The following is an 18,721-nucleotide window of genomic DNA, read 5'->3' on the forward strand; positions in this document are numbered from 1 at the left end:
GCGGTGCGTCGGCGGTCCGCCGCGCCGTTAGGATCTGGTGCCAGTGATCATCAAGGGGGAGCCCATGACCAACACCGACGACGCCGTACTGAGACCGCTCGGTCCGGGGGATCCGCAGGAGATCGCCGGATACCGGCTGCTCGCGAAGATCGGCGAAGGCGGTATGGGTTCCGTCTACCTCTCACGGACCCGTGGCAACCAGCCGGTCGCCCTCAAGGTCATCCGCCGCGAGTTCGCCCAGGAGCAGGACTTCCGGGTCCGCTTCGAACGCGAGGTGCAGGCCGCCCGCCGCGTGCAGGGCTACCACATCGTGCCGGTGCTCGACCATGACACCAGCGGCGAACAGCCGTGGCTGGCCACCGCGTTCGTGCCCGGCCTGGCGCTCGACGACGCCCTCGCCACGCACGGCCCGCTGCCGCTGCCCGCGGCGTTCCAGCTGATCGGGTGCACGGCGCAGGCCCTGCACTCCGTCCACGCCGCCTCGGTGGTGCACCGCGACCTCAAGCCGAGCAACATCCTGCTCGGTTCGAACGGGCCGTGGGTGATCGACTTCGGTATCGCGCGGGCCACCGACACCACCCAGCTGACGCGCAGCGGCGGGTTCATCGGAACGCCGCAGTACATGTCCCCCGAACACGCGCTCGGCCGGACGGTCACCGCGGCGACCGATGTGTTCGCGCTGGGTCTGATCGCCGCGGTCGTGGCCACCGGCCGCCACCCGTACGGCGACGGCGCGGGTCTCTCGATCGCCGCCGCGATAGCCAACACCCCGCAGCGGGCACCGGACCTGAGCGGCTACCCGGAGCAGTTGCGCCGACTGTTGGAGCGCTGCCTGCACGCCGATGCCGAGCAGCGGCCCACCCCGGCGGAACTCGCCGAGTGGTGCGGCCGGGAGGCGGGCCGGGAGCTGCGGAACTTCGACGGCTGGCTGCCCGCGCCGCTGGCCGCGGAGATCGCGCGGCGCGAGCGGTCGGCGCAGGCGCAGGCCCAGGCGCCGGTGCCGGTGCCGGTGCCGGTGCCGTCCCCGACGCAGTTCTCGGCACCGGCGCAGGCCCCGGCTCCGCCCCCGTACGCGCCCACGCAGGCGCCCGCCCAGGCGTCGGGGCCGGTCCCCCCGTCCTACGCGCCCACCCAGGGCCCGGGCCCGGTGGGCGGCCCGCACCCGCCGCTGTACGGCGCGCCGACCGCCGCATCCACCTACGCACCGGCGTACGGCGCGCCGACAGGCCCGACCGGCCCCACCCCCGCCCCCGCACCCGCGGCGCGTCGCAGTCGGGTGCCGCTGGCCGTCGGCGCGGGTGTCGTGGTCCTCGCCCTCGCCGCGGGCGGCACCTGGTACCTCACGAGCGAGGAGGACGGCGGCGCGAAGCAGACCGCGGGCGACAGCAAGCAGAAGCCGGCGGAGTCGCCCAAGGACGCGTCACCGGCGGCGCAGGCCGGCGGCTCGACCCCCTCGACCCCGTCACCCTCGACCTCGGGCTCGTCCTCCGGCGCATCGGGCGCCCGCACCTATACCGCGGTGTTCAAGGACAAGCCCGTGAAGTTCCTGGCGCCCAGGGAGTTCGGCAAGTTCAACGACGTCGACCTCGACTTCCCCAAGGTGGCACCGTTCGGCGACATCAGTTCGTCGGACCAGGAGCTGACGATGGGTTACGACGGGATCCGGACCTCGACCTCGTTCGGCAAGAGCAAGGGAACGACTCCCGAACAGTGCGAGACCGGGGCCGCCACCGATCCCGTCCCGAACAAGCTGCGGGAGTCGGACCTCACGGGCGCCGACAGCACCATCGTCCAGGGCGACCTGCTGTGCACCGTCACGAGCAAGGGCAACCTGGCCATGGTGAAGATCGTCAGCCTCGAGCCCTCGACCGACAAGAGCTACACGACCCCGACGTACATGACCGAAGTGACGCTCTGGAAGCGGTAGTCGTAGCCCACGGGTGATGCCGTGCCCGCGCTGCGTGGGGTCGTCGTGGTCATCGGTGGACGGCCCCGGCGTCCGCTCACGACTCCCGCTCACCGCTCACACGGCTCGTTCCATGCAGACCAGGTGGTCCCGTTCGTCCCATGACGCGGTGACGGCGAATCCGAGGCGTTCGTACAGCGCGATCGCGCCTGTCCGCCAGTCCCACACCGACAGCCGCACCACCTCGGCGCCGCTCTCCTCGGCATGCGTGAGCGCGGCGCCGACCAGTCGGGACGCGATGCCCTGCCCGCGGAACTCCGGTGCCGTCCAGAGCCTCTTCACCTCGTGCCGCCCTCCGACCGGGGTGGTCACCACCAGGCAGCCGACCGCGGTGTCCCCGCTCAGCGCCAGCAGCACGACGTCGTCCGCGAACACGGCACGCGGATCCGCGATCTCCGCCCGGTAGCGGTCCGGCAGATCGTCCACCCCGGCGACGGACGCGCCCTTCTCGGCCTCTGTCCGCAGATGGTAGGCGGCCAGCAGCTCGGCCAGGCCGTCCTGGACGGACAGGGCCCGACCGGGCCGGCGGACAACGACAACCTCGCATCGATCGTTCACCGGGTGAGCATCGCAGCAGGGGCCGGGCGGAGGTCGGGCGGGGCAGGTGGAGGCCGGGCGGATCGGGCGAGAGTCGGTCGGATCAGGTGGAGGCGGGGACGAGGACGACCGCCGTTCCGTACGCGCACACCTCCGTCCCGACGTCCTGCGCGTCGGTGACGTCGAAGCGCATCATCAGCACGGCGTTGCCGCCGCGCGCCTTCGCCTGCTCGATGAGCCGGTCCATGGCCTGGTTCCGGGTCTCCACCAACGTCTTGGTGAGGCCCTTCAACTCGCCGCCGATCATCGACTTCAGTCCCGCGCCGATCTGGCTGCCCAGGTGGCGGGAGCGGACGGTGAGGCCGAAGACCTCGCCGATGACGCGCTCCACCCGGTAGCCGGGAACGTCGTTGGTCGTCACGACGAGGACGCCGGTCTCGTGTGCGCCGGCGCCGCCGCCGTAGTCATCGATTCCCATGGCACCCACTCTCGCGCCGGCCGCCACCGGCCGCACCCCGGGGCACTCGATCAGGGCATGCGGGCCGAAAGCCCGGCGCGGCGCGGGCCCACCGCCGGACGGGTGCGTGGTTACACCTCAACCTCCTTGTGTACCACTCAGGTTGTACGGTGCCGCCTCCCTTGGCGGTAGTCGGGTCTCATCCCCTGGATGGGCGCGGTCCAGGTGGACGGGCCGTAGATTCTTCCTCGCCGGCTCAACGACCGGCACCGGCCCGATCCCCCCGGGGCCCTCTGCGCGGCCGTGCCCGTTCGGGGGCGGGCACGGCCACGCACCCCTAAAGGGCAAATTGGTCATATCGGGTTAAAGGGCGGTGAGCCACCGGGGCTAGACGCCCCGTCCTCGTCATAGTCGTCCCTGGCAACCGACTGGTTGTCGCCCCGAGCCGCGCGTCGCGGCCGGGTGGATGTCTTCGTAGAGGAGCCGGCTCATGCTGAAGCCCACCAGAACCACCCTCGCTCTCGCCACCGGCAGCCTGGTTCTCGGTCTGGTCGGAGCGGGCGCCGCCGTCGCCGACGACGGTCCGGAGAACCAGCCGCCGCGCGAGATCGTCGTCGGCGGAGGCTCGGCGGAGCCCGGCGTCTACCCCGCACGCCACGTCACCGGCAAGGTCGTGTCGAAGGGCCCGCTGACGGTCCGCAGCAAGCCGAGCACCCGCTCGCAGGCTCTCGGGCACGTGTACCCGAACAACAAGGTCGACATCGAGTGCAAGAAGTACGGTGACAACGTCGACGGCAACCGCATCTGGTACCGCCTGGCCGACCGGAACAACAGCTGGGAGCCCAACGCGTCGACGGCCAAGCGCGCGTACGACAAGGAGCGCTGGGTCTCCGCCCGCTACGTCAAGAACCTCTCCGAGGTGAAGTACTGCCGCTGACCCGGTCCCGCCGGTAGGCGGGCACACGGGCGGCCGGACCAGTAGGTCGGCAGTCAGTCCACCGGGCGTACGGCACGCGGCCCCACGCATTCCACGCCGTACGCCCGGACCCGTTCCCGCAGTTCCCGGTCGGCCGTGACCACGACACAGCCACGCTCGGCGTACGCCGCGGCCAGTTCCACGATCCGGTCGTCTCCGCTCCCGGGCTCCGAGTCCACCCGTACGCCGGGAACGGACTCGACGCCCCGGGCGGCGCCTTCGACGACGAGGACGATCTCCTCGTCCCCGCCCCGGCCGGCCGGCAGGTCACGCAGCCGCACGGCCGCGCCCCGCCGGTCCCGCCACCAGCCGTCCGGCACGGAGCCGACGACGTTCGCGCCGTCCACGATCAGCACGTGCCGTTCGACGTCGCCGACGTCCGTCCCGTTCACGGTGGCCCGGTCCTCAGAAGTCGCCGTAGTTGACCTGCCACGTGGGCAGGCCCATCCGGCGCCAGACCGCGACCACCCGGTCCCGGTCGTCGAGCGAGAGCCGGACCGCGTACCGGTGGCGCACATGCGCGTCGAACAGCTCCGCCTTCACCACGTCGTCGCGGCGTGTGTCGCCCGCCGCGCGCATCCACAGCTCGTCGTACGGCACCTCGTGGCGCCGCAGCCAGGACTCCGTCTGCGGACGGTGCTCCTCGCTACGCCCCGACAGCAGCACGATGGCATCGCCGTCGGCGCGCCGGAAGGCGTCGAGGGCGTGCCGCACCGACTCGTTGAGCAGGTCGAGCTCACAGCGTGAGAAGTCGTACGGACCCCGGTCGCCGGTCAGCGCGAGGGTGCCGTCGATGTCGCACATCACCGCCGCCGGCAGGGCCGGGTCGGGGACGTACTCCGTCACGGGCGGCGCGGCCGTCGCGCCCGCCCCGCCGTTCATCCACGCCGACGTCAGCCGCCAGCCTCCGCGCCGCGCCTTCTCGTGCTTCTCGGCCAGGATGCGGATGATCTCCTCGCCGACCTGGCGCTCGCGGGCCGCGTCCCGGCGCAGGCACTCCTCCAGCGGGACGTCGGTGAAGTCGTGCACGACGAAGGTCGCGAGACCGCCGACCGCCGCCTTGAGCCGCTTGGGGATGTTCTTGGTCAGGTGCGTGTTGTCGACGACCACGTCGAACCCGTCGTCGACCGCGGCGCGGACCGCCGCGTCCTGGACGGCCAGTACCGTCTGCTCGTGCCTGAAGCTGCGACCCCGCGCGGGGTCCGGGAGGTCGAGCATGAGGCGCAGGTCGTCGAGGTTGACGCGGCGCATGCGACCACCGGCCTCGGCCTGCAGGGCGCGCGCGGCCGTCGTCTTGCCGGAGGCCGGCAGGCCCGTCATGACGTGCACGACGGGCAGCCGGGGCGGCTCCTCGACGGCGGCCGGGTTCGCGGTCTCGTCCACCGTGGCGACGGCGGTCGGGGTCGGGGTCGCGGTCTGCTTCACGGTCCGGTCCGTGGTGAGGTTCGCGGTCCGGGTCGTGAGGGGGTCGGCACCCGTGTGCGGGGGTGTCTCCTCGGACTCGGACCAGGTCTCCTCGTCGTTCGTGAAGGGGTCGGACGTCTCCGGCCGCACGTTGCGCCAGACGGCCAGTTCCGTGGATCGGCCGTCCAGGCGGAGGAACATCGCGGCCCGGATCTCCCGCACGGGCAGGGCCTTGACCGCACGGGCGAAGGCTCCCCGGTCGGCGGCCAGGTGCGCGAGTGCCGCGTAGGCCTCGTCGATGGCACGCTCGCGCCGCGCCGCCTCCGACTCGAGCCGCTCGATCACCTCGCGCACCCACGCGTCGAACTCGTCGGGCACCTGGTCGAGCAGGGCGTCGAGCGGCTTGCCGCCCGACGCCTCGATCTCGGCGACCGTGGTGCCGAGGTTCTGGGTGAGCTGCTTGACGGGCAGGCCGGCGAACCGCTGGATGCCGTGGGCGCGCCAGATGTCCCGCTCGGTGACCTTGGTGAGCACCCGGTGGAGCCGTACGTACTCGGCCAGCTTGGCCTTCGCGCGCACACCGGAGGCGAAGCGCAGTACGAAGCCCTCCGCCTGGGTGCCGGTCGCCGAGTCGCCGCCCGGCAGGGTGTTGGACTCCGCCAGCGCGATCAGCTCGTCGAGGGGCATGGAAGGCCACACCGTGACGACGGATCCGATCCCCTCCCAGTGCGACGCGGCCTCGGTGAGCGGGACCTCCGTGCCGTCCGGCCCGAAGGCCGCGAGGAGGACGAGGTCCCGGCGGTCGCCGTAGTCCACGACGATGCGGTTCTGCGGGTACAGGATCTCGGCGAGGTAGGTGGTGCCGGGGCGAAGGGCCCCGGTGTCCCGGCCGTCGAGCGTGCGCTGCGCCCAGGTCGCCTGGGCGCTGATGAAGGAGCCCTTGGAGGCGACCCGCCAGCGGCCCGCGTAGTGGAAGACGACGGCGAGGCTGCCGTCGACCTTGTCGTAGACCTCGAACGGCTCGTTCGGGAGGGCGGGGGCGTACGGCTGACCCGACTCGTGCTCGCCGACGTTGAAGAACTTCGGCAGCGGCAACGCGACGACGGCGCCGGTGGTGTCGTCGGCGACGAGTCCGCGACAGCGTGTGGTGACGTCGTTCCAGACGCGTTCGTACTGAGCCGTCCGTGTGTAGGTGTAGATGGACAGCGGCAGCTCGGGGTGCGACTTGCGGGTCACGTACCCGGCTTCGATCGACTCCGCCAGCGCCTGTGCGGGCATCAGGTCATGCAGAGTCAGGGTCTCCTGGCTCATGGGGTCCTCCCGGTTCGAGATGGCTCATTCTCACGTGCGGGAGGGTGTGCCCGGTAGTCAATTATGCCTGGTCGGCGCACCGCCCAGGCGGTTGATGTCGGCGGGGCGCAGGATGTGGCCGGGGACCTCGGTGCCGGGGGTGGCGACCGCGATCATGGCGCGGCCGAAGGTCTCGGAGGTGATGACGAGGTTCGGGGCGACCCGCCGCACGAGGGGGACCAGCGGTCCGAGGACGGCGTAGAACATGCGGGAGATCCGGGCCTTGGAGGGCACACCGCGCACCGGCTGGACGATCCCGGGGCGGAACATGTAGGCCCGGAAAGGGAGTTCCAGCAGGTCGTTCTCGGTCTTGCCCTTGACCCGGGCCCACATGGAACGGCCCCGCTCGGTGCTGTCGGTGCCCTCGCCGGAGACGTAGACGAAGGTCATCCCGGGGTTGGCGGCGGCCAGCGGACGGGCCACGTCGAGCGTCAGGTCATAGGTGACGTGCCGGTACGCCTCCTCCTTCATGCCGACAGAGGAGACCCCGAGGCAGTAGAAGCAGGCGTCGTACGCGGCCGGGTCGATCCCGGCGGCGGCCAGGTCGGACGGATCGCCCTGGACGGACTCGCGCAGCTTGGGGTGGCTGACGCCGAGCGGCGTGCGTCCGACGGCGAGGACGCTCTCGACCGCGTCGTCGCGCAGGCAGGCGCGCAGGACGCCCCGGCCGAGCATGCCGGTCGCGCCGAAGAGGATCACGTTCACGGACACACCCTCGGGTCGTACCTAATGGGAGACGCAGAGCTCGTTGCCCTCGGGGTCGGCGAGGGTCGTCCATACGCTGGGGCCCTGGCTGCCCTCGTGGAGGTGCGTGGCGCCCTTGGCGATGAGGCGTTCGACCACGGCCTTCGGGTCGTCGGAGCCGGTCCGGACGTCGAAGTGGGCCCGGTTCTTGACCGTTTTGGGTTCGGGGACGTACTGGAACAGGACGCGTGGCGCGCGCTCCAGCCCCTCCGGGTGGCGGATCGCGGCGCCCGCCTTCCAGACGAGGGTGCCCCGATGGGTCTTGGTGTCGTCCTCGCTCGCGTGGCCCGCCTCGATCAGGCCTCGGATGAACGGCTCGTCGCTCGGCTCCACTTCCCAGCCGAGGGCCTCGGCCCACCAGTCGGCGAGTGTGTGCGGGTCGGTCGAGTCGATGGTCACCTGGAATGTGTACGCCATGTCCGGACCCTACTGAGGAGCCGGCGCCGTCGCCACACGGCCGGACGGCGGCGTCGGGCGGGGGCGCGGGGCGTAGGGGAACGGCGCGTGGGGGCGCGGCGCGCGGGACGTCGGCCTCATCGGTCCGGGGCCCCGCCGCCGGGGGCGACGTGCGAGGCGACCAGCGCGGCGAAGGTCAGCAGCCAGGCTCCTACGGCGATCCAGAGCAGTACCTCGCCCAGCGGGCGCAGCCAGGCGATGCCGGCCGGGGCCGCCACGGAGAGGCAGGCGGTGGCCGTCATGCCGAGCGGGAAGACGGTGGCCCAGCGGCGGATGTCGTAGCGCGGCCGCGGGTGACGCAGCTCCGCGGCGAGGAGGACGACGTACCAGAGGAGGGAGAGGGTGAGCAGGGCCAGGGTGACGGTACGCAGGGTGGTGTGCGCCGAACCGGTCCAGACGGGTGACGCCGTGAGCTTGGATCCGGCCAGGGCGGAGATGGAGAGCGCGCCGCCCGCCACCCAGTGGTCACCCGCCCCGCCCACCACCTCGCGCGGGTCGAAGCGGAAGAGGGCGGCCAGGTACAGCAGCAGGCCGAGGCAGAAGCCGACCAGCGCCACCCGTGCGAGCGGCGCCCGGTGTTCGGCGTCGGCGAGGGACGCGGTGAGGAGGGAGAGCCCCTGGGTCGCCACACAGCCGAGGAAGGCCGCTCCCGGCATACGCCGCCGCCAGTGCCGTAGGACGTTGAACAGCAGCCCTGGCCAGAGCAGCGCCGCCAGCACGAGCAGCACGGCGGCCGCCGTCTGCCACCCCTGCTGCGAGAACCGGGCCCCGATGACGGTGGTGGCGGCGACGGCCGTCAGCGCGGCCGGTGTGTCGGCCTCGGCGCGGAAGCGCCCGCGGTCGCCCAGCAGGAGGGAGATGAAGTCGGCGGCGAGTACGAGCCACAGCGCCCCGGCGACGACCAGAGCGGCCAGTGACGCCGCCTCGTGCCCGGTCAGACGCAGGCCGACGGAGATGATGCCGGTGGCCATGACGGCGGCGCCCGCCGCGGGCGGGAGCCCGGTCCACCCGTCACGGCCGGGGAGGATGCTCACGCGTCCAGCGGACCCCACGGGTCGGCCGTTCGCCGGCGGACGGGGCCGACCCGCCGAACGAACCACACGGCCGGGCGCCGAACCTCCGCGGTACGCGCGCGCCACCGCCGGCGGCATGCGGGCACGGGGTGGTGTCGAAGCCCCTCGGTGGGTGGCCGGAACTCGCGCTTGCCAGTCTGGTTAGGTCTACCTAACCTATGGCTCGCCCACGCTCGAGAACGCGCCACGACTTCGGGATCCGTCCCCGACCGAAGGAGTCTCCCCCCATGAACGCACGTCTCGACCGAGCCCGGCCCTACGCCGTCGGCCTCTTCCGGATCGTCACCGGACTGCTCTTCGCCTCGCACGGCGCCGCCTCCCTCTTCGGGGTCCTCGGCGGTGCGCACGGTGGCGGGACCGTCGCCGCCGGCACCTGGCCCGGCTGGTACGCCGCCGCCATCCAGCTCGTCGCGGGCGCCCTGATCCTGCTGGGTCTCGGCACCAGAGCGGCCGCCTTCGTCGCCTCCGGCTCGATGGCGTACGCGTACTTCACCGTGCACCAGCCCGGCGCGCTGTGGCCGCTGCAGAACGGCGGGGAGGCCTCGGCGATGTTCTGCTGGGCCTTCCTCCTGCTGGTGTTCACCGGCCCCGGTGCCATGGCGTTGGACGGGCTGTTCTCCTCGCGGTCGGAGGCTTCCGCCGGGCGGCGGGACGAGAACCACCCGGAGGCCGTGATCGCCTGAGGAATCGATTCCGCACGCCCACCGGCGGCCCCACGCCCACCGGCGCCCCAGGCCCATCGGCACCGCTCGCACCCTGACGCCCGGGCACCTCAGCGGGGCGCTGCCACCAGCCCCATCTCGTACGCCGTGATGACGAGTTGGACCCGGTCCCGGGCGCCGAGCTTGGTGAACAGCCGCGAGACGTGCGATGTGGCCGTGGCGGTCGAGATGAACAGCTCCTCGGCCATCTCGCCGTTCGAAAGCCCCCGCCCCACCAGCGTCAGCACCTCCCGTTCGCGCTCGGTGATCCCCGTGGCGGGCCGCGGCGCACGCGCCTCGGGTGCCGCGGACGCCACGGGTCCGGGCACCCGGACGAAGTCCGCGATCAGTCTGCGGGTGACGCCCGGCGCGATCAGGGCGTCCCCCGCGGCGATCAGCCCGGTGGCCTCGATACCGTCCATGCCCGGCATCCGGATGTCCATCACCACCACGTCGGGGCGCGGTTCGGCGGCGAGGCGGACCCCTTCGGTGCCCGTGCCGGCCTCGCCGACGACCTCCAGGTCGGCCGTGTCGGCCATCAGTACCCGTAGGCCGGACCTGACCAACGGCTGGTCGTCCACGAGAAGGACACGGATCGCCCGCACGGGCGCCACGCTCATCGGAGGCCGTCCAGGACCACGGCGGCGCGGGGCCTCCTGCACGATGCGGTACGCCGACAGGTCCATCTCGGGCGGCAGTTGACCGCGCGCCCCCACCCACCGTACGTCGACCCGCACTCCGGCGCGGGCGACCATGTCGTGCACCTCGCGGGCGATGCGCAGCCGTTCCGCGGTCACGGCCTCGGCCACCTGCCGCGTGCGCAGTTCGGCGGTGTGCTCGCGGCGCTCCCGGTACCGCAGGCGGTCGACGTCGCCTGACCACCGTCGTGCTCGTCCGGGGCCGGACGGCGGAACGCGTCGGCGCCCGGCCACCGAGCACGGGATCGCGATCCTCGAACTCGACACCCGCAGGCTCACGTTCCGACCCGGACGGTCGGCGATAGCCTGGGCGGATGGAGGAACTGGGCGGGGTGGAGATCATCGGCTTCGCGGACGCCGAGGCGTTCGAGAGCTGGCTGGCCGAGCACCACACGCGCCACGAGGGCGTGTGGATCAAGCTGGCGAAGAAGAAATCCGGGATCGCGTCGGTCACCGACGACGAGCTGGTCGACATCGGGCTGTGCTACGGCTGGATCTCCGGGCAGCGGCGCGCCCTCGACGAGCGGTACTACCTGCAGAAGTACGTGCCGCGCCGGGCCAAGAGCCTGTGGTCACAGGTGAACGTGGACAAGGTCGCGGAGCTGAGCGCCGCGGGACGGATGCGGGAACCCGGGCTCGCCGAGGTGCGCAGGGCGCAGGCGGACGGCCGGTGGACGCACGCCTACGAGTCGCAGCGGACGGCGGCGGTGCCACCTGATCTCGCGGCAGCCTTCGTGGCGAACCCGGCGGCCGGAGCGGCGTTCGAGGCGCTCGATCGCACCGGGCGCTACCAGGTCGTCCTGCCGTTGCTGCAGGCGCTCACCCCGGAGACCAGGCGGGCTCGGCTGGAGCGGGCGGTGCGGTCGCTGGAGGGGGACGGGGCCGCCGGGTGATGTGGCCTCGGGCTCCGTGGCGGCGTAGCGGCCCAGCGGAAGCACGGAAGCACGGAAGCGCGGAAGCGGCGTGGTGAGCCGGGGGCAAAGGCGTCAGGCCTGACCTCCGCATGGGAGATCAGGCCTGGCGGGACGGCGGAGGCGCAGGTCAGGAGTGCTGCTCGCGGGCCTTCGCGGCCTTCTCCGCCTTCTCGGCCTGCTTCTCCTTGATGCGGACCGTTTCCTTGCGGACCTCGGCCTGGGTGGCGCGCTCACGCTGGAGCCACTCGGGGCCTTCCTGCTTCAGCGCTTCGATCTGCTCCGTGGTCAGGGGCTCGGTGACCCCGCCGCGGGCGAGGCCGGCGATGGACACGCCGAGCTTGGCCGCCACCACCGGGCGGGGGTGCGGACCGTTGGCGCGCAGGTCCAGCAGCCACTGGGGCGGATCGGCCTGGAGCGCACTCAATTCACTGCGCGAGACGACACCCTCCTGGAACTCTGCGGGGGTGGCCTCGAGGTACACGCCCAGCTTCTTCGCCGCGGTCGCGGGCTTCATCGTCTGGGTGTTCTGGTGCGACGTCATGGTGTCAAGAGTATCGAGCGTGTGCGCTACCTCCGACCACGACCGGTAACCTTGCGGGGTGACAGGCTCGGAAGTACCCCATTCGTTCCGGCTCGCTTATGTCCCGGGAGTCACACCCAGCAAGTGGGTGCGTATCTGGAACGAGCGGCTGCCCGACGTCCCGCTGACCCTGGTCGCGGTGTCCCCGATCGAGGCGTTCGGCGTGCTGCGGGCCGGAGACGCCGATGCCGGATTCGTGCGACTGCCGGTCGACCGTGACGATCTCGCCGCGATCCCCCTCTACATCGAGACCACCGTGGTGGTGGTCCCCAAGGACCACCTCGTGGCCGCGGCGGAAGAGGTGTCCACCGAGGATCTCGCCGACGAGATCGTGTTCCACCCGCTCGACGACACCTTGGCCTGGGAGCAGCTGCCGGGCAAGCCGGCGATCGAGCGCCCCGAGACGACGGCCGACGCGATCGAGTTGGTCGCGGCCGGTGTGGGCGTGCTCGTCGTCCCGCAGTCGCTCGCCCGCCTGCACCACCGCAAGGACCTGACCTACCGGCCCGTCTCGGACGCGCCCACCTCGCGGGTCGCGCTGTCGTGGCCGCAGGAGGAGACCACCGATCTGGTGGAGGAGTTCATCGGGATCGTCCGCGGCCGGACCGTGAACAGCACGCGGGGGCGCGCACCGACCCCGCCGCAGCCCAAGGCGAAGCGCAAGCGCCCGGAGACGGGTGCGGGGGGCGGCGCGCAGCGGAAGGCGGGGGGCGCGAAGTCCTCGTCCGGGAAGCCGGCCGGCAAGAACCCCCGCGGTGCCACCGGTGGCGCGAAGGGCGGGAAGGGCGGCAAGCCCCGCCGTCGCCCGTAGGGCCGGAAAGCCCACAGGAGCGGCAGGGGCGGGCAGGGCAACGGACCCGGAGAGCCGGCGGGACCGCCTGCGACGGCCTGGCTTCGGGGATCCGGCTCGCCTCGCGGTGTATGCAGGAGGGATGGATCTCCGGCCACCGTCACACCCACGTCACCACCGGTCCCCTGCTGTCGGCCGTGCGCAGTTGGCGGTCCCGTTCGCGCTGATCGCCCTGGTGACGACGGTCGACGTGCTCGCTCCGCCCGAGGTGCACCTCGGGCCGTTCCTGGCCGCCGCGCCGGCGGTGACCGCGTCGTTCGCGGGGCCCCGGATGACGGGTTTCGTCGGTCTGCTCGCCGTTCTGGCCCAGGTGGTCGTCGCGACGACGCGCACCAGCCTGACCGATCTGAACCACACCTTCCAGATCATCGCGCTCGTGATGATCTCGGTGTTCGCGACCTTCTTCGCCCACCTGCGCGAGGTGCACGAGAAGGAGCTGACCCAGCTGCGCTCGGTGGCCGAGACCGCCCAGGAGGTGGTCCTGCGGCCGCTGCCCGACCGGATCGGCCCGCTGGGCGTCGCCTCCGTGTACCTGGCCGCCGCGGCCGAGGCCCAGATCGGCGGCGATCTGTACGCCGCCGCCCGGACGGCCACCGGCACGCGGCTGATCATCGGCGACGTGCGGGGCAAGGGGCTGGAGGCGGTCGGGGACGCCGCGCTCGTCCTGGGCGCCTTCCGGGCCTCCGCCCACCAGGAGGCCGGGTTGCCGGGCCTGGTGGACTACCTGGAGGCGGCGGTCTCCGCGGACCTGGACGGCGCCGGTGACGAGGGCGAGAGTTTCGTGACCACGGCCGTTCTGGAGATTCCCGATGCCGAGCCGGTGGTGCACCTCGTCAGCTGCGGCCATCCGCCGCCGCTGCTCGTGCTGCGCGCCGGCGGCGCCGAGCAGCTGGAGGTGGAGCGGCCGGCGCCGCCGCTGGGGCTCGCCGGGCTCGTGGCGGCGTCGGTCACCGCGCAGACCTTCGCCTTCGCCGAGGGGGACGTCCTGCTCCTCTACACGGACGGCGTCCTGGAGGCACGCGACCGTGCGGGCACCTTCTACCCGCTGGCCCGGCGCGTGTCCGCATGGCCGGGGCTGGGCCCGCAAGCACTGCTGGACCGTGTGTGCAAGGACCTGCTGACGCACGCGGCCGGCAACACCCTGGACGACGACGCGGCGATGGTCGCCATCGAACGGACCGCGGCACCCTAGGACGGTGTCTCACGTGCCGGACGGATCGTGGACGTGCGCGTCGACGGGCACGAGCTCCGTCGGCAGTGCAGCATGTGCGCAAGGTTCCCGGACCCGCAGGTCGACGCTCACGGAATCGGGCCCCCAGCCGGCGGTCACCTCCGTGCGGTCCAGCTGATTCCGCAGCTGCGAGGCACCGACGAAGTCTGCCGACAAGAGCCATGCGCCCCTTCCGAGGTGGCGGAGTGATCGGGCCGACGCCTCCACCGACCGTCGTGCGGGGCCGACCGGGTTTGCCAGAATCGGATCATGCTGACTCTCGGAACGATTGTGATGGGAGCCGCGGACGTGCGGCGGGCCGCGGATTTCTGGAGCCGGGCGCTGGGGTACGTACCCCGCGACGGCCAGGTGGACGACGGCTGGACCGTCCTGGTCCCGGCCGACGGCGGCGGTCCGGGCCTGGCGCTCGGCCGAAGCGTCACACCCGTGCAGGAGCGGCCGCGCGTCCACCTCGACCTGTACGCGGCGGACGCGGCGGAGCAGTCGGCGGAGGTGGCACGGCTGGTCTCCCTCGGGGCACGGCACGTCGACTGGGACTCCTACCCGGAGGACCCGGACTTCGTGGTGCTCGCCGACCCCGAGGGCAACCGCTTCTGCGTCATCGACGCCACGCACGGCTGACGCGTGCGAACGGTGTGCGCCTCGGCGACATGCCGCTCGCCGGCGAGGTCTGTTTCGCGGGCTCGGCCCACTGCGTCACCTTCGGCACGTTCGCGACTCCCGCCGACGCGGATCTGCCGGCCGCCTACCTCGATCGCTACCTGCCCCGGTGGATCGACGGGCCGCCCCGTAAGGAACACCACGGAATGCCCCACAGCTATCGCGAGGCCGCCGGCCGACGCTGCGCTTTCGCCGACGAGAGCGCCGAGCAGCGCCCGACAAGGAAATTCCGGCGCCGTCCCGGCTTCCATCGAGCGCTGTTCATCGCAGCGATGATGTCCGGGAATTGCGGACGACAGCTGCCCACTACAATCGTCCTCCGGTCATCCAAATGCGGGACATCGCATCGGCCAGGGCGGGATATCGGGCGGCCTCGCAGAGCATTTCCGAGAGCACGAGCAATCCGTGAGCGGTGCTCCGCGGGTCGCGGTTCTGGTGCAGTCGGATGATCGCGTCGCTCAAAGGCCGGCGCCCGAGCAGGATCCCCGAGCGCCGGACGGCCGCGGCCTTCTCCAGGTCGGCCCGGCCGCCGCCGAACGGCAGGGCTTCCGTACGGCGCAGCCCAGGCGGCGCGGCGGAGTCCCGCACGTGACGGACGTACGCTTCCGGCGGGGCCTGCCCATTCTCGAAGATGTTCCGGAAGCCGACGATCCGCAGGCTCGTATTGCGAGGGCGCAGCTCGATGTACAGCTCGACGAACAGACCACGCAGTTGGACGTGGAGGGGGAGGTAGGGCATTTCGCCCTCCTTGCGGCCGGCTCCGCCGAAGAATCCCTGCGCGTCTTCCGCCTTGCCACGGATGGTAGAAGTCAGGGATCGGTACTCGTCGGCCGAGGCGAGCGCCGGGGAGAACAGCATCGGTATCAGCATGACCGGCCCATCAGGAGAGAGGTCCACCACTCGGATTTCTCTTCAGCGATCTGACCGCGATCGCTCGGATCCTGCTGCGCTCACGCATGCACAGCACCACCTTCGCCATATTCCGCCGACGGGTTCATCGCCCCTGCCGGCGCCGGGTTCGGTTTCCGATGCGCCCCTTTCTAGTCGGCCGGGTGGCGGCCGAGACAATTGTTGACCTCTGATGCTAAGAAATCAGCGTGCGATGTCCCGGCGGTTCGGAACGACCGGGCATCGCACCCAACGAGGCCTGCCTGCAGTCGGGTTGACGACGGCAGGACCGTACGGCGCGGGGTCCCACCCCGCGACACCGCCCCCGTGGACGGCTACGCCGCACGGCGTCGCCACGCCGCCCGAGTCCACGCCGGACACCTCGAGCCGACCCGGCCCGTCGCCTCCCGGGCGATCGGGCCGCTACGGGACGGGCGCACGGCCGGCTACAGGTCTCGTGCCCACATGGTCACCACCCCTACGCGTGGCCCTGCGGCGAACGCCTGACCATTTCTCGGCGCCGGAAACACCACCATGACAAACAACGGGCGCCGCGCGACACGAACATTCGGGCCGAGGGCCTTTCGGCGGCGCACAGGACGAGATGAGCGGGGGCCGAACCGGAATGCGCGAACGCCCCACCTGACCGCGCCCGGAATGCACCTGCGCGACGCGTCGGGGAGGCCGCGCATCCGACCCGGCCCGGCACGAACGGCCTCGGCAGCGGCCGCTCGCGAATTTCCGGGAAAGGGGCAAGTGCCTGAAAGCCTAAGCATGTTGCGGCAGGAAGGGAAATGCGACAGGCGCTCGACTTCGATCGTTCGACCGTTCCTTCGACGGAGGAAGCACCCGGAAGGCACACCTCCCCCCATGGTGACGGAGTGTCATGACGGTGGTCCCTTGCCGGCGGTCCTACTCGGGGCGCTCGAAGCGGTGGGCGGCCCAGAGGAGGGCCAGGACGCCGGCCGCCAGGAGGGCGGTGGCTTCGAGGGCGAGCGGCGGCCGGCTGCCGAACCACTCGATGCCCGCCGCCGTCGCCCGATCCGGAAGCCGCAGCGTGATGGAACGGCGGAGCAGGTCCACTCCGTAGGCGATCGGGTTCACGGCGGCCAGGGAGCGGGCCCAGCCCGGCAGGCTTTCGAGCGGGAAGAACCCGCCGGAGAGGAACAGCAGGGGCATCATCACGACGCCGAGCAGCATGTGGAAGACCTCGGCCCGTCGGAGGCTCACCGCCAGAGCCAGGGACAGGGCGGTGATGGTGAAGGAGGCCAGGATCATGCCGCCCATGAGCAGCGCCAGCAGCAGCGGATCGTAGGGCAGGCCCACCGCGCCGGCCAGCGCGAGGAGTACCGCACCCTGGACCGCGGCGACGGTGGTGCCGCCCCCGCAGCTGCCCAGGAGCAGCGTGGTGCGGCTGACCGGGGCCATGAGGAGTTCGCGCAGGTAGCCGCTCTGCCGGTCGGTGATGAGACGGATGCCGACCATGATGGCCGGGGTTTGGACCGTCATCATCAGCATGCCGGGGAAGAGGTACGTCCGGTAGCCGACCCCCAGCGTGGAGGTGGGGATCAGCGCGGCCAGCCCGCCTCCGAGGATGAAGAGGTAGAGCACCGGCTGGAGCAGCATGAGGGCCGTGTGGGTGGGCTGCGAGGACAGCCGCAGCAGGTCGCGGTGGATCAGGCCGTGGATCGCGCGCAGTTCACGCCGTAGACGGGTCGGTTCGCGACTGTCGCCGGTGGCCGCCGCGGGGGTGTCGGAGGCGTGGAGCGCGGGTGCGGCGGTCATGCGTCCCTCCCGGCTTCCGACCGCGTCCGCGCAGGCCGTGCGGTGGTGATGCTGCGGCCGGTGTGGTGGAAGAAGACGTCGTCGAGGGTGGGCGGGGTCGCGGACGCGGCCCGTACGGGGATGCCGTGGGCTGCCAGAGCCGCGCACAGGCGGGGGATCCAGGCGCTGCCGTCGGGTACCCGCAGGCAGAGACCGTCGCCGTCCTGGGTGAGGCCGGCGCCCGGCGGCGCGGTGTCCTGTACGACGGCTCGCGCGCTCACGTCGTCGCCGGTGCGCAGGACCACCCGGTCGTCGCCGATCGCGGCCTTGAGGGCGGCGGGTGCGCCCTGGGCGACCAGGCGGCCCGCGTCGATGATGGCGAGGCGGTCGCAGTTCTCCGCCTCTTCCAGGTAGTGGGTGGTGACGAAGAGCGTGGTGCCGTGCCGCTCGCGCAGGGCGCGCAGATGGTCCCAGACCTGGGCGCGGGCGTGCGGGTCGAGTCCGGTGGTCGGCTCGTCGAGGAAGAGGATGCGGGGCTCGTGCAGCAGGCCCCGGGCCAGCTCCAGGCGTCGCCGCATGCCGCCGGACAGGGTGCGGACCGGCGATCGGCGCCGGTCGGTCAGGGCGACCGCCTCGAGCGTGTCGGTGACGCGGCGGCGGGCGTGGCGGCGGCTCATCCCGTAGAGGCGTGTGTGGATGGAGAGGTTCTGTTCGGCCGTCAGGTCGGGGTCCAGGGCGCTGTGCTGGAAGAGCATTCCCACGTGTCGTCGTACGCGGTCCGGTCGGTCTTCCACGTCCTCTCCCGCGACGACGGCCCGTCCGGCGGTGGGACGGGCCAGGGCGCACAGCATGGCGATGGTGGTCGACTTCCCGGCGCCGTTGGGGCCGAGGAAGGCGAAGGTCTCGCCCTGCCGCACGTCGAGGTCCAGGCCGCGGACGGCGTGGACGGCGGTGCCGTCCGGGCCCGGGTAGCTCTTGACGAGGCCGCGGGTGCTGATGGCGTATGCCGGTTCGGGCGCGGGCCGTGTGGTGTCGGGGTCCGGGGGCGCGGCTGTCAGGAGGAGGGCCCGGGCGGGGGCGTCGTCACCGGCGGGTGGCTGCATGGTCGGTCCTCGTCTGCGGGGCGTCGTCTGCGGACTCGGGCGGTACGGCTGGTCGGTCCAGGGTCGGGGTGGTACTCCGGCCGGTGGCCGCTGCGGGGCGGCCACCGGCCGGAGGTCATCGAGCCCTACTCGGGCCGTCTCCGGCCGGGCGGGCCCGCTGTCGGGGTCAGGCGCAGCTGATGCCCACACAGACGGTGTTGAGGAGCGTCAGCAGGCCGACGCACTCACAGGTCGCGGCGAACGGGGCTCCGTCGACGCCGACCGGGTCGGTCTCCGGAAGGGCGTGCAGGTGAGCCAGCAGTTCGAGGTCGCGGTTCTCCATGACTTTCTCCTTCTCTGTGATGTGGCGGCAGGGTCCCTGCCGCTCTA

At 72.1% G+C, this 18,721-nt stretch carries 20 protein-coding genes and 1 pseudogene; 8 read left to right on the top strand and 13 right to left on the bottom strand.

The window, feature by feature from the left end; genetic code table 11:
* Positions 1-64 precede the first annotated feature (64 nt).
* Entirely contained in the window at positions 65-1,927 is a 1,863-nt protein-coding gene (locus ACGFYY_RS08905) for a serine/threonine-protein kinase (protein ID WP_393707781.1), read from the top strand.
* Between the two features lie 96 nt (positions 1,928-2,023).
* On the opposite strand, the gene ACGFYY_RS08910 is transcribed toward ACGFYY_RS08905, so the two are convergent.
* Positions 2,024-2,524 (bottom strand): GNAT family N-acetyltransferase, encoded by a 501-nt coding sequence (locus ACGFYY_RS08910; protein WP_393707782.1) that lies wholly within the window; start codon positions 2,522-2,524, stop codon positions 2,024-2,026.
* 82 nt (positions 2,525-2,606) lie between these two features.
* Complete coding sequence (locus ACGFYY_RS08915; RefSeq protein WP_266607592.1) at positions 2,607-2,981, bottom strand: YbjQ family protein; 375 nt, start codon at positions 2,979-2,981, stop codon at positions 2,607-2,609.
* Positions 2,982-3,450: 469 nt separating this feature from the next.
* Between ACGFYY_RS08915 and ACGFYY_RS08920 the strand changes: the two genes are divergently transcribed.
* On the top strand, positions 3,451-3,897 hold the full coding sequence (locus ACGFYY_RS08920) for an SH3 domain-containing protein (protein WP_365278563.1): 447 nt from the start codon (positions 3,451-3,453) through the stop codon (positions 3,895-3,897).
* Positions 3,898-3,950: 53 nt separating this feature from the next.
* Here ACGFYY_RS08920 and ACGFYY_RS08925 read toward each other — a convergent pair whose 3' ends face one another.
* The 5 genes from ACGFYY_RS08925 to ACGFYY_RS08945 form a co-directional block, all read right to left on the bottom strand.
* Positions 3,951-4,328, bottom strand: a complete 378-nt coding sequence (locus tag ACGFYY_RS08925) for an NTP pyrophosphohydrolase (protein WP_393707783.1) — start codon at positions 4,326-4,328, stop codon at positions 3,951-3,953.
* 13 nt (positions 4,329-4,341) lie between these two features.
* A complete protein-coding gene (locus ACGFYY_RS08930) occupies positions 4,342-6,651 on the bottom strand; it encodes an AAA family ATPase (RefSeq protein ID WP_393707784.1) in 2,310 nt (769 codons plus the stop codon).
* Between the two features lie 57 nt (positions 6,652-6,708).
* Positions 6,709-7,395 carry an epimerase gene (locus ACGFYY_RS08935; protein WP_393707785.1) on the bottom strand — a complete coding sequence of 229 codons (687 nt, stop codon included), beginning with the start codon at positions 7,393-7,395 and terminating at the stop codon, positions 6,709-6,711.
* A 21-nt stretch (positions 7,396-7,416) separates the two neighbouring features.
* Positions 7,417-7,851, bottom strand: coding sequence for a VOC family protein (locus ACGFYY_RS08940; RefSeq protein WP_365278551.1), 435 nt, complete (start codon positions 7,849-7,851; stop codon positions 7,417-7,419).
* Between the two features lie 116 nt (positions 7,852-7,967).
* Positions 7,968-8,924 carry a tellurite resistance/C4-dicarboxylate transporter family protein gene (locus tag ACGFYY_RS08945; RefSeq protein ID WP_393707786.1) on the bottom strand — a complete coding sequence of 319 codons (957 nt, stop codon included), beginning with the start codon at positions 8,922-8,924 and terminating at the stop codon, positions 7,968-7,970.
* A 266-nt stretch (positions 8,925-9,190) separates the two neighbouring features.
* On the opposite strand from ACGFYY_RS08945, the gene ACGFYY_RS08950 reads away from it, so the two are divergent.
* The gene (locus ACGFYY_RS08950; protein ID WP_393707787.1) at positions 9,191-9,646 is read left to right on the top strand and encodes a DoxX family protein; all 456 of its coding nucleotides are present in this window, start codon (positions 9,191-9,193) and stop codon (positions 9,644-9,646) included.
* Between the two features lie 89 nt (positions 9,647-9,735).
* Here the strand turns inward: ACGFYY_RS08950 and ACGFYY_RS08955 are convergent, their stop codons facing one another.
* On the bottom strand, positions 9,736-10,284 hold the full coding sequence (locus ACGFYY_RS08955) for a response regulator transcription factor (RefSeq protein WP_393708008.1): 549 nt from the start codon (positions 10,282-10,284) through the stop codon (positions 9,736-9,738).
* A 392-nt stretch (positions 10,285-10,676) separates the two neighbouring features.
* On the opposite strand from ACGFYY_RS08955, the gene ACGFYY_RS08960 reads away from it, so the two are divergent.
* Positions 10,677-11,255, top strand: a complete 579-nt coding sequence (locus ACGFYY_RS08960) for a YdeI family protein (protein ID WP_393707788.1) — start codon at positions 10,677-10,679, stop codon at positions 11,253-11,255.
* Between the two features lie 148 nt (positions 11,256-11,403).
* Here ACGFYY_RS08960 and ACGFYY_RS08965 read toward each other — a convergent pair whose 3' ends face one another.
* Complete coding sequence (locus tag ACGFYY_RS08965) at positions 11,404-11,817, bottom strand: DUF5997 family protein (protein ID WP_393707789.1); 414 nt, start codon at positions 11,815-11,817, stop codon at positions 11,404-11,406.
* Between the two features lie 58 nt (positions 11,818-11,875).
* Between ACGFYY_RS08965 and ACGFYY_RS08970 the strand changes: the two genes are divergently transcribed.
* The 4 genes and pseudogenes from ACGFYY_RS08970 to ACGFYY_RS08985 all read left to right on the top strand — a co-directional run.
* On the top strand, positions 11,876-12,667 hold the full coding sequence (locus ACGFYY_RS08970; protein ID WP_393707790.1) for a LysR substrate-binding domain-containing protein: 792 nt from the start codon (positions 11,876-11,878) through the stop codon (positions 12,665-12,667).
* Positions 12,668-12,788: 121 nt separating this feature from the next.
* Positions 12,789-13,898 (top strand): PP2C family protein-serine/threonine phosphatase, encoded by a 1,110-nt coding sequence (locus ACGFYY_RS08975; protein ID WP_393707791.1) that lies wholly within the window; start codon positions 12,789-12,791, stop codon positions 13,896-13,898.
* Between the two features lie 288 nt (positions 13,899-14,186).
* Entirely contained in the window at positions 14,187-14,558 is a 372-nt protein-coding gene (locus ACGFYY_RS08980) for a VOC family protein (RefSeq protein ID WP_365279235.1), read from the top strand.
* A gap of 29 nt (positions 14,559-14,587) precedes the next feature.
* Positions 14,588-14,695: pseudogene (locus ACGFYY_RS08985) on the top strand (DUF6000 family protein); the annotation flags it as partial.
* A gap of 208 nt (positions 14,696-14,903) precedes the next feature.
* Here ACGFYY_RS08985 and ACGFYY_RS08990 read toward each other — a convergent pair.
* The 4 genes from ACGFYY_RS08990 to ACGFYY_RS09005 form a co-directional block, all read right to left on the bottom strand.
* On the bottom strand, positions 14,904-15,455 hold the full coding sequence (locus ACGFYY_RS08990) for a ribosome-inactivating family protein (RefSeq protein WP_393707792.1): 552 nt from the start codon (positions 15,453-15,455) through the stop codon (positions 14,904-14,906).
* A gap of 942 nt (positions 15,456-16,397) precedes the next feature.
* Positions 16,398-17,270, bottom strand: coding sequence for an ABC transporter permease (locus ACGFYY_RS08995; RefSeq protein WP_393707793.1), 873 nt, complete (start codon positions 17,268-17,270; stop codon positions 16,398-16,400).
* Positions 17,267-18,352, bottom strand: coding sequence for an ATP-binding cassette domain-containing protein (locus ACGFYY_RS09000; RefSeq protein WP_393707794.1), 1,086 nt, complete (start codon positions 18,350-18,352; stop codon positions 17,267-17,269). Before ACGFYY_RS09000 ends, ACGFYY_RS08995 begins: the two co-directional genes overlap by 4 nt.
* Before the next feature lie 166 nt (positions 18,353-18,518).
* Positions 18,519-18,674 carry a VenA family class IV lanthipeptide gene (locus ACGFYY_RS09005; protein ID WP_167350579.1) on the bottom strand — a complete coding sequence of 52 codons (156 nt, stop codon included), beginning with the start codon at positions 18,672-18,674 and terminating at the stop codon, positions 18,519-18,521.
* Between the last annotated feature and the right edge of the window lie 47 nt (positions 18,675-18,721).

The organism is Streptomyces sp. NPDC048331 (assembly GCF_043201215.1).
In the GTDB taxonomy this organism is placed as follows: Bacteria; Actinomycetota; Actinomycetes; order Streptomycetales; family Streptomycetaceae; genus Streptomyces.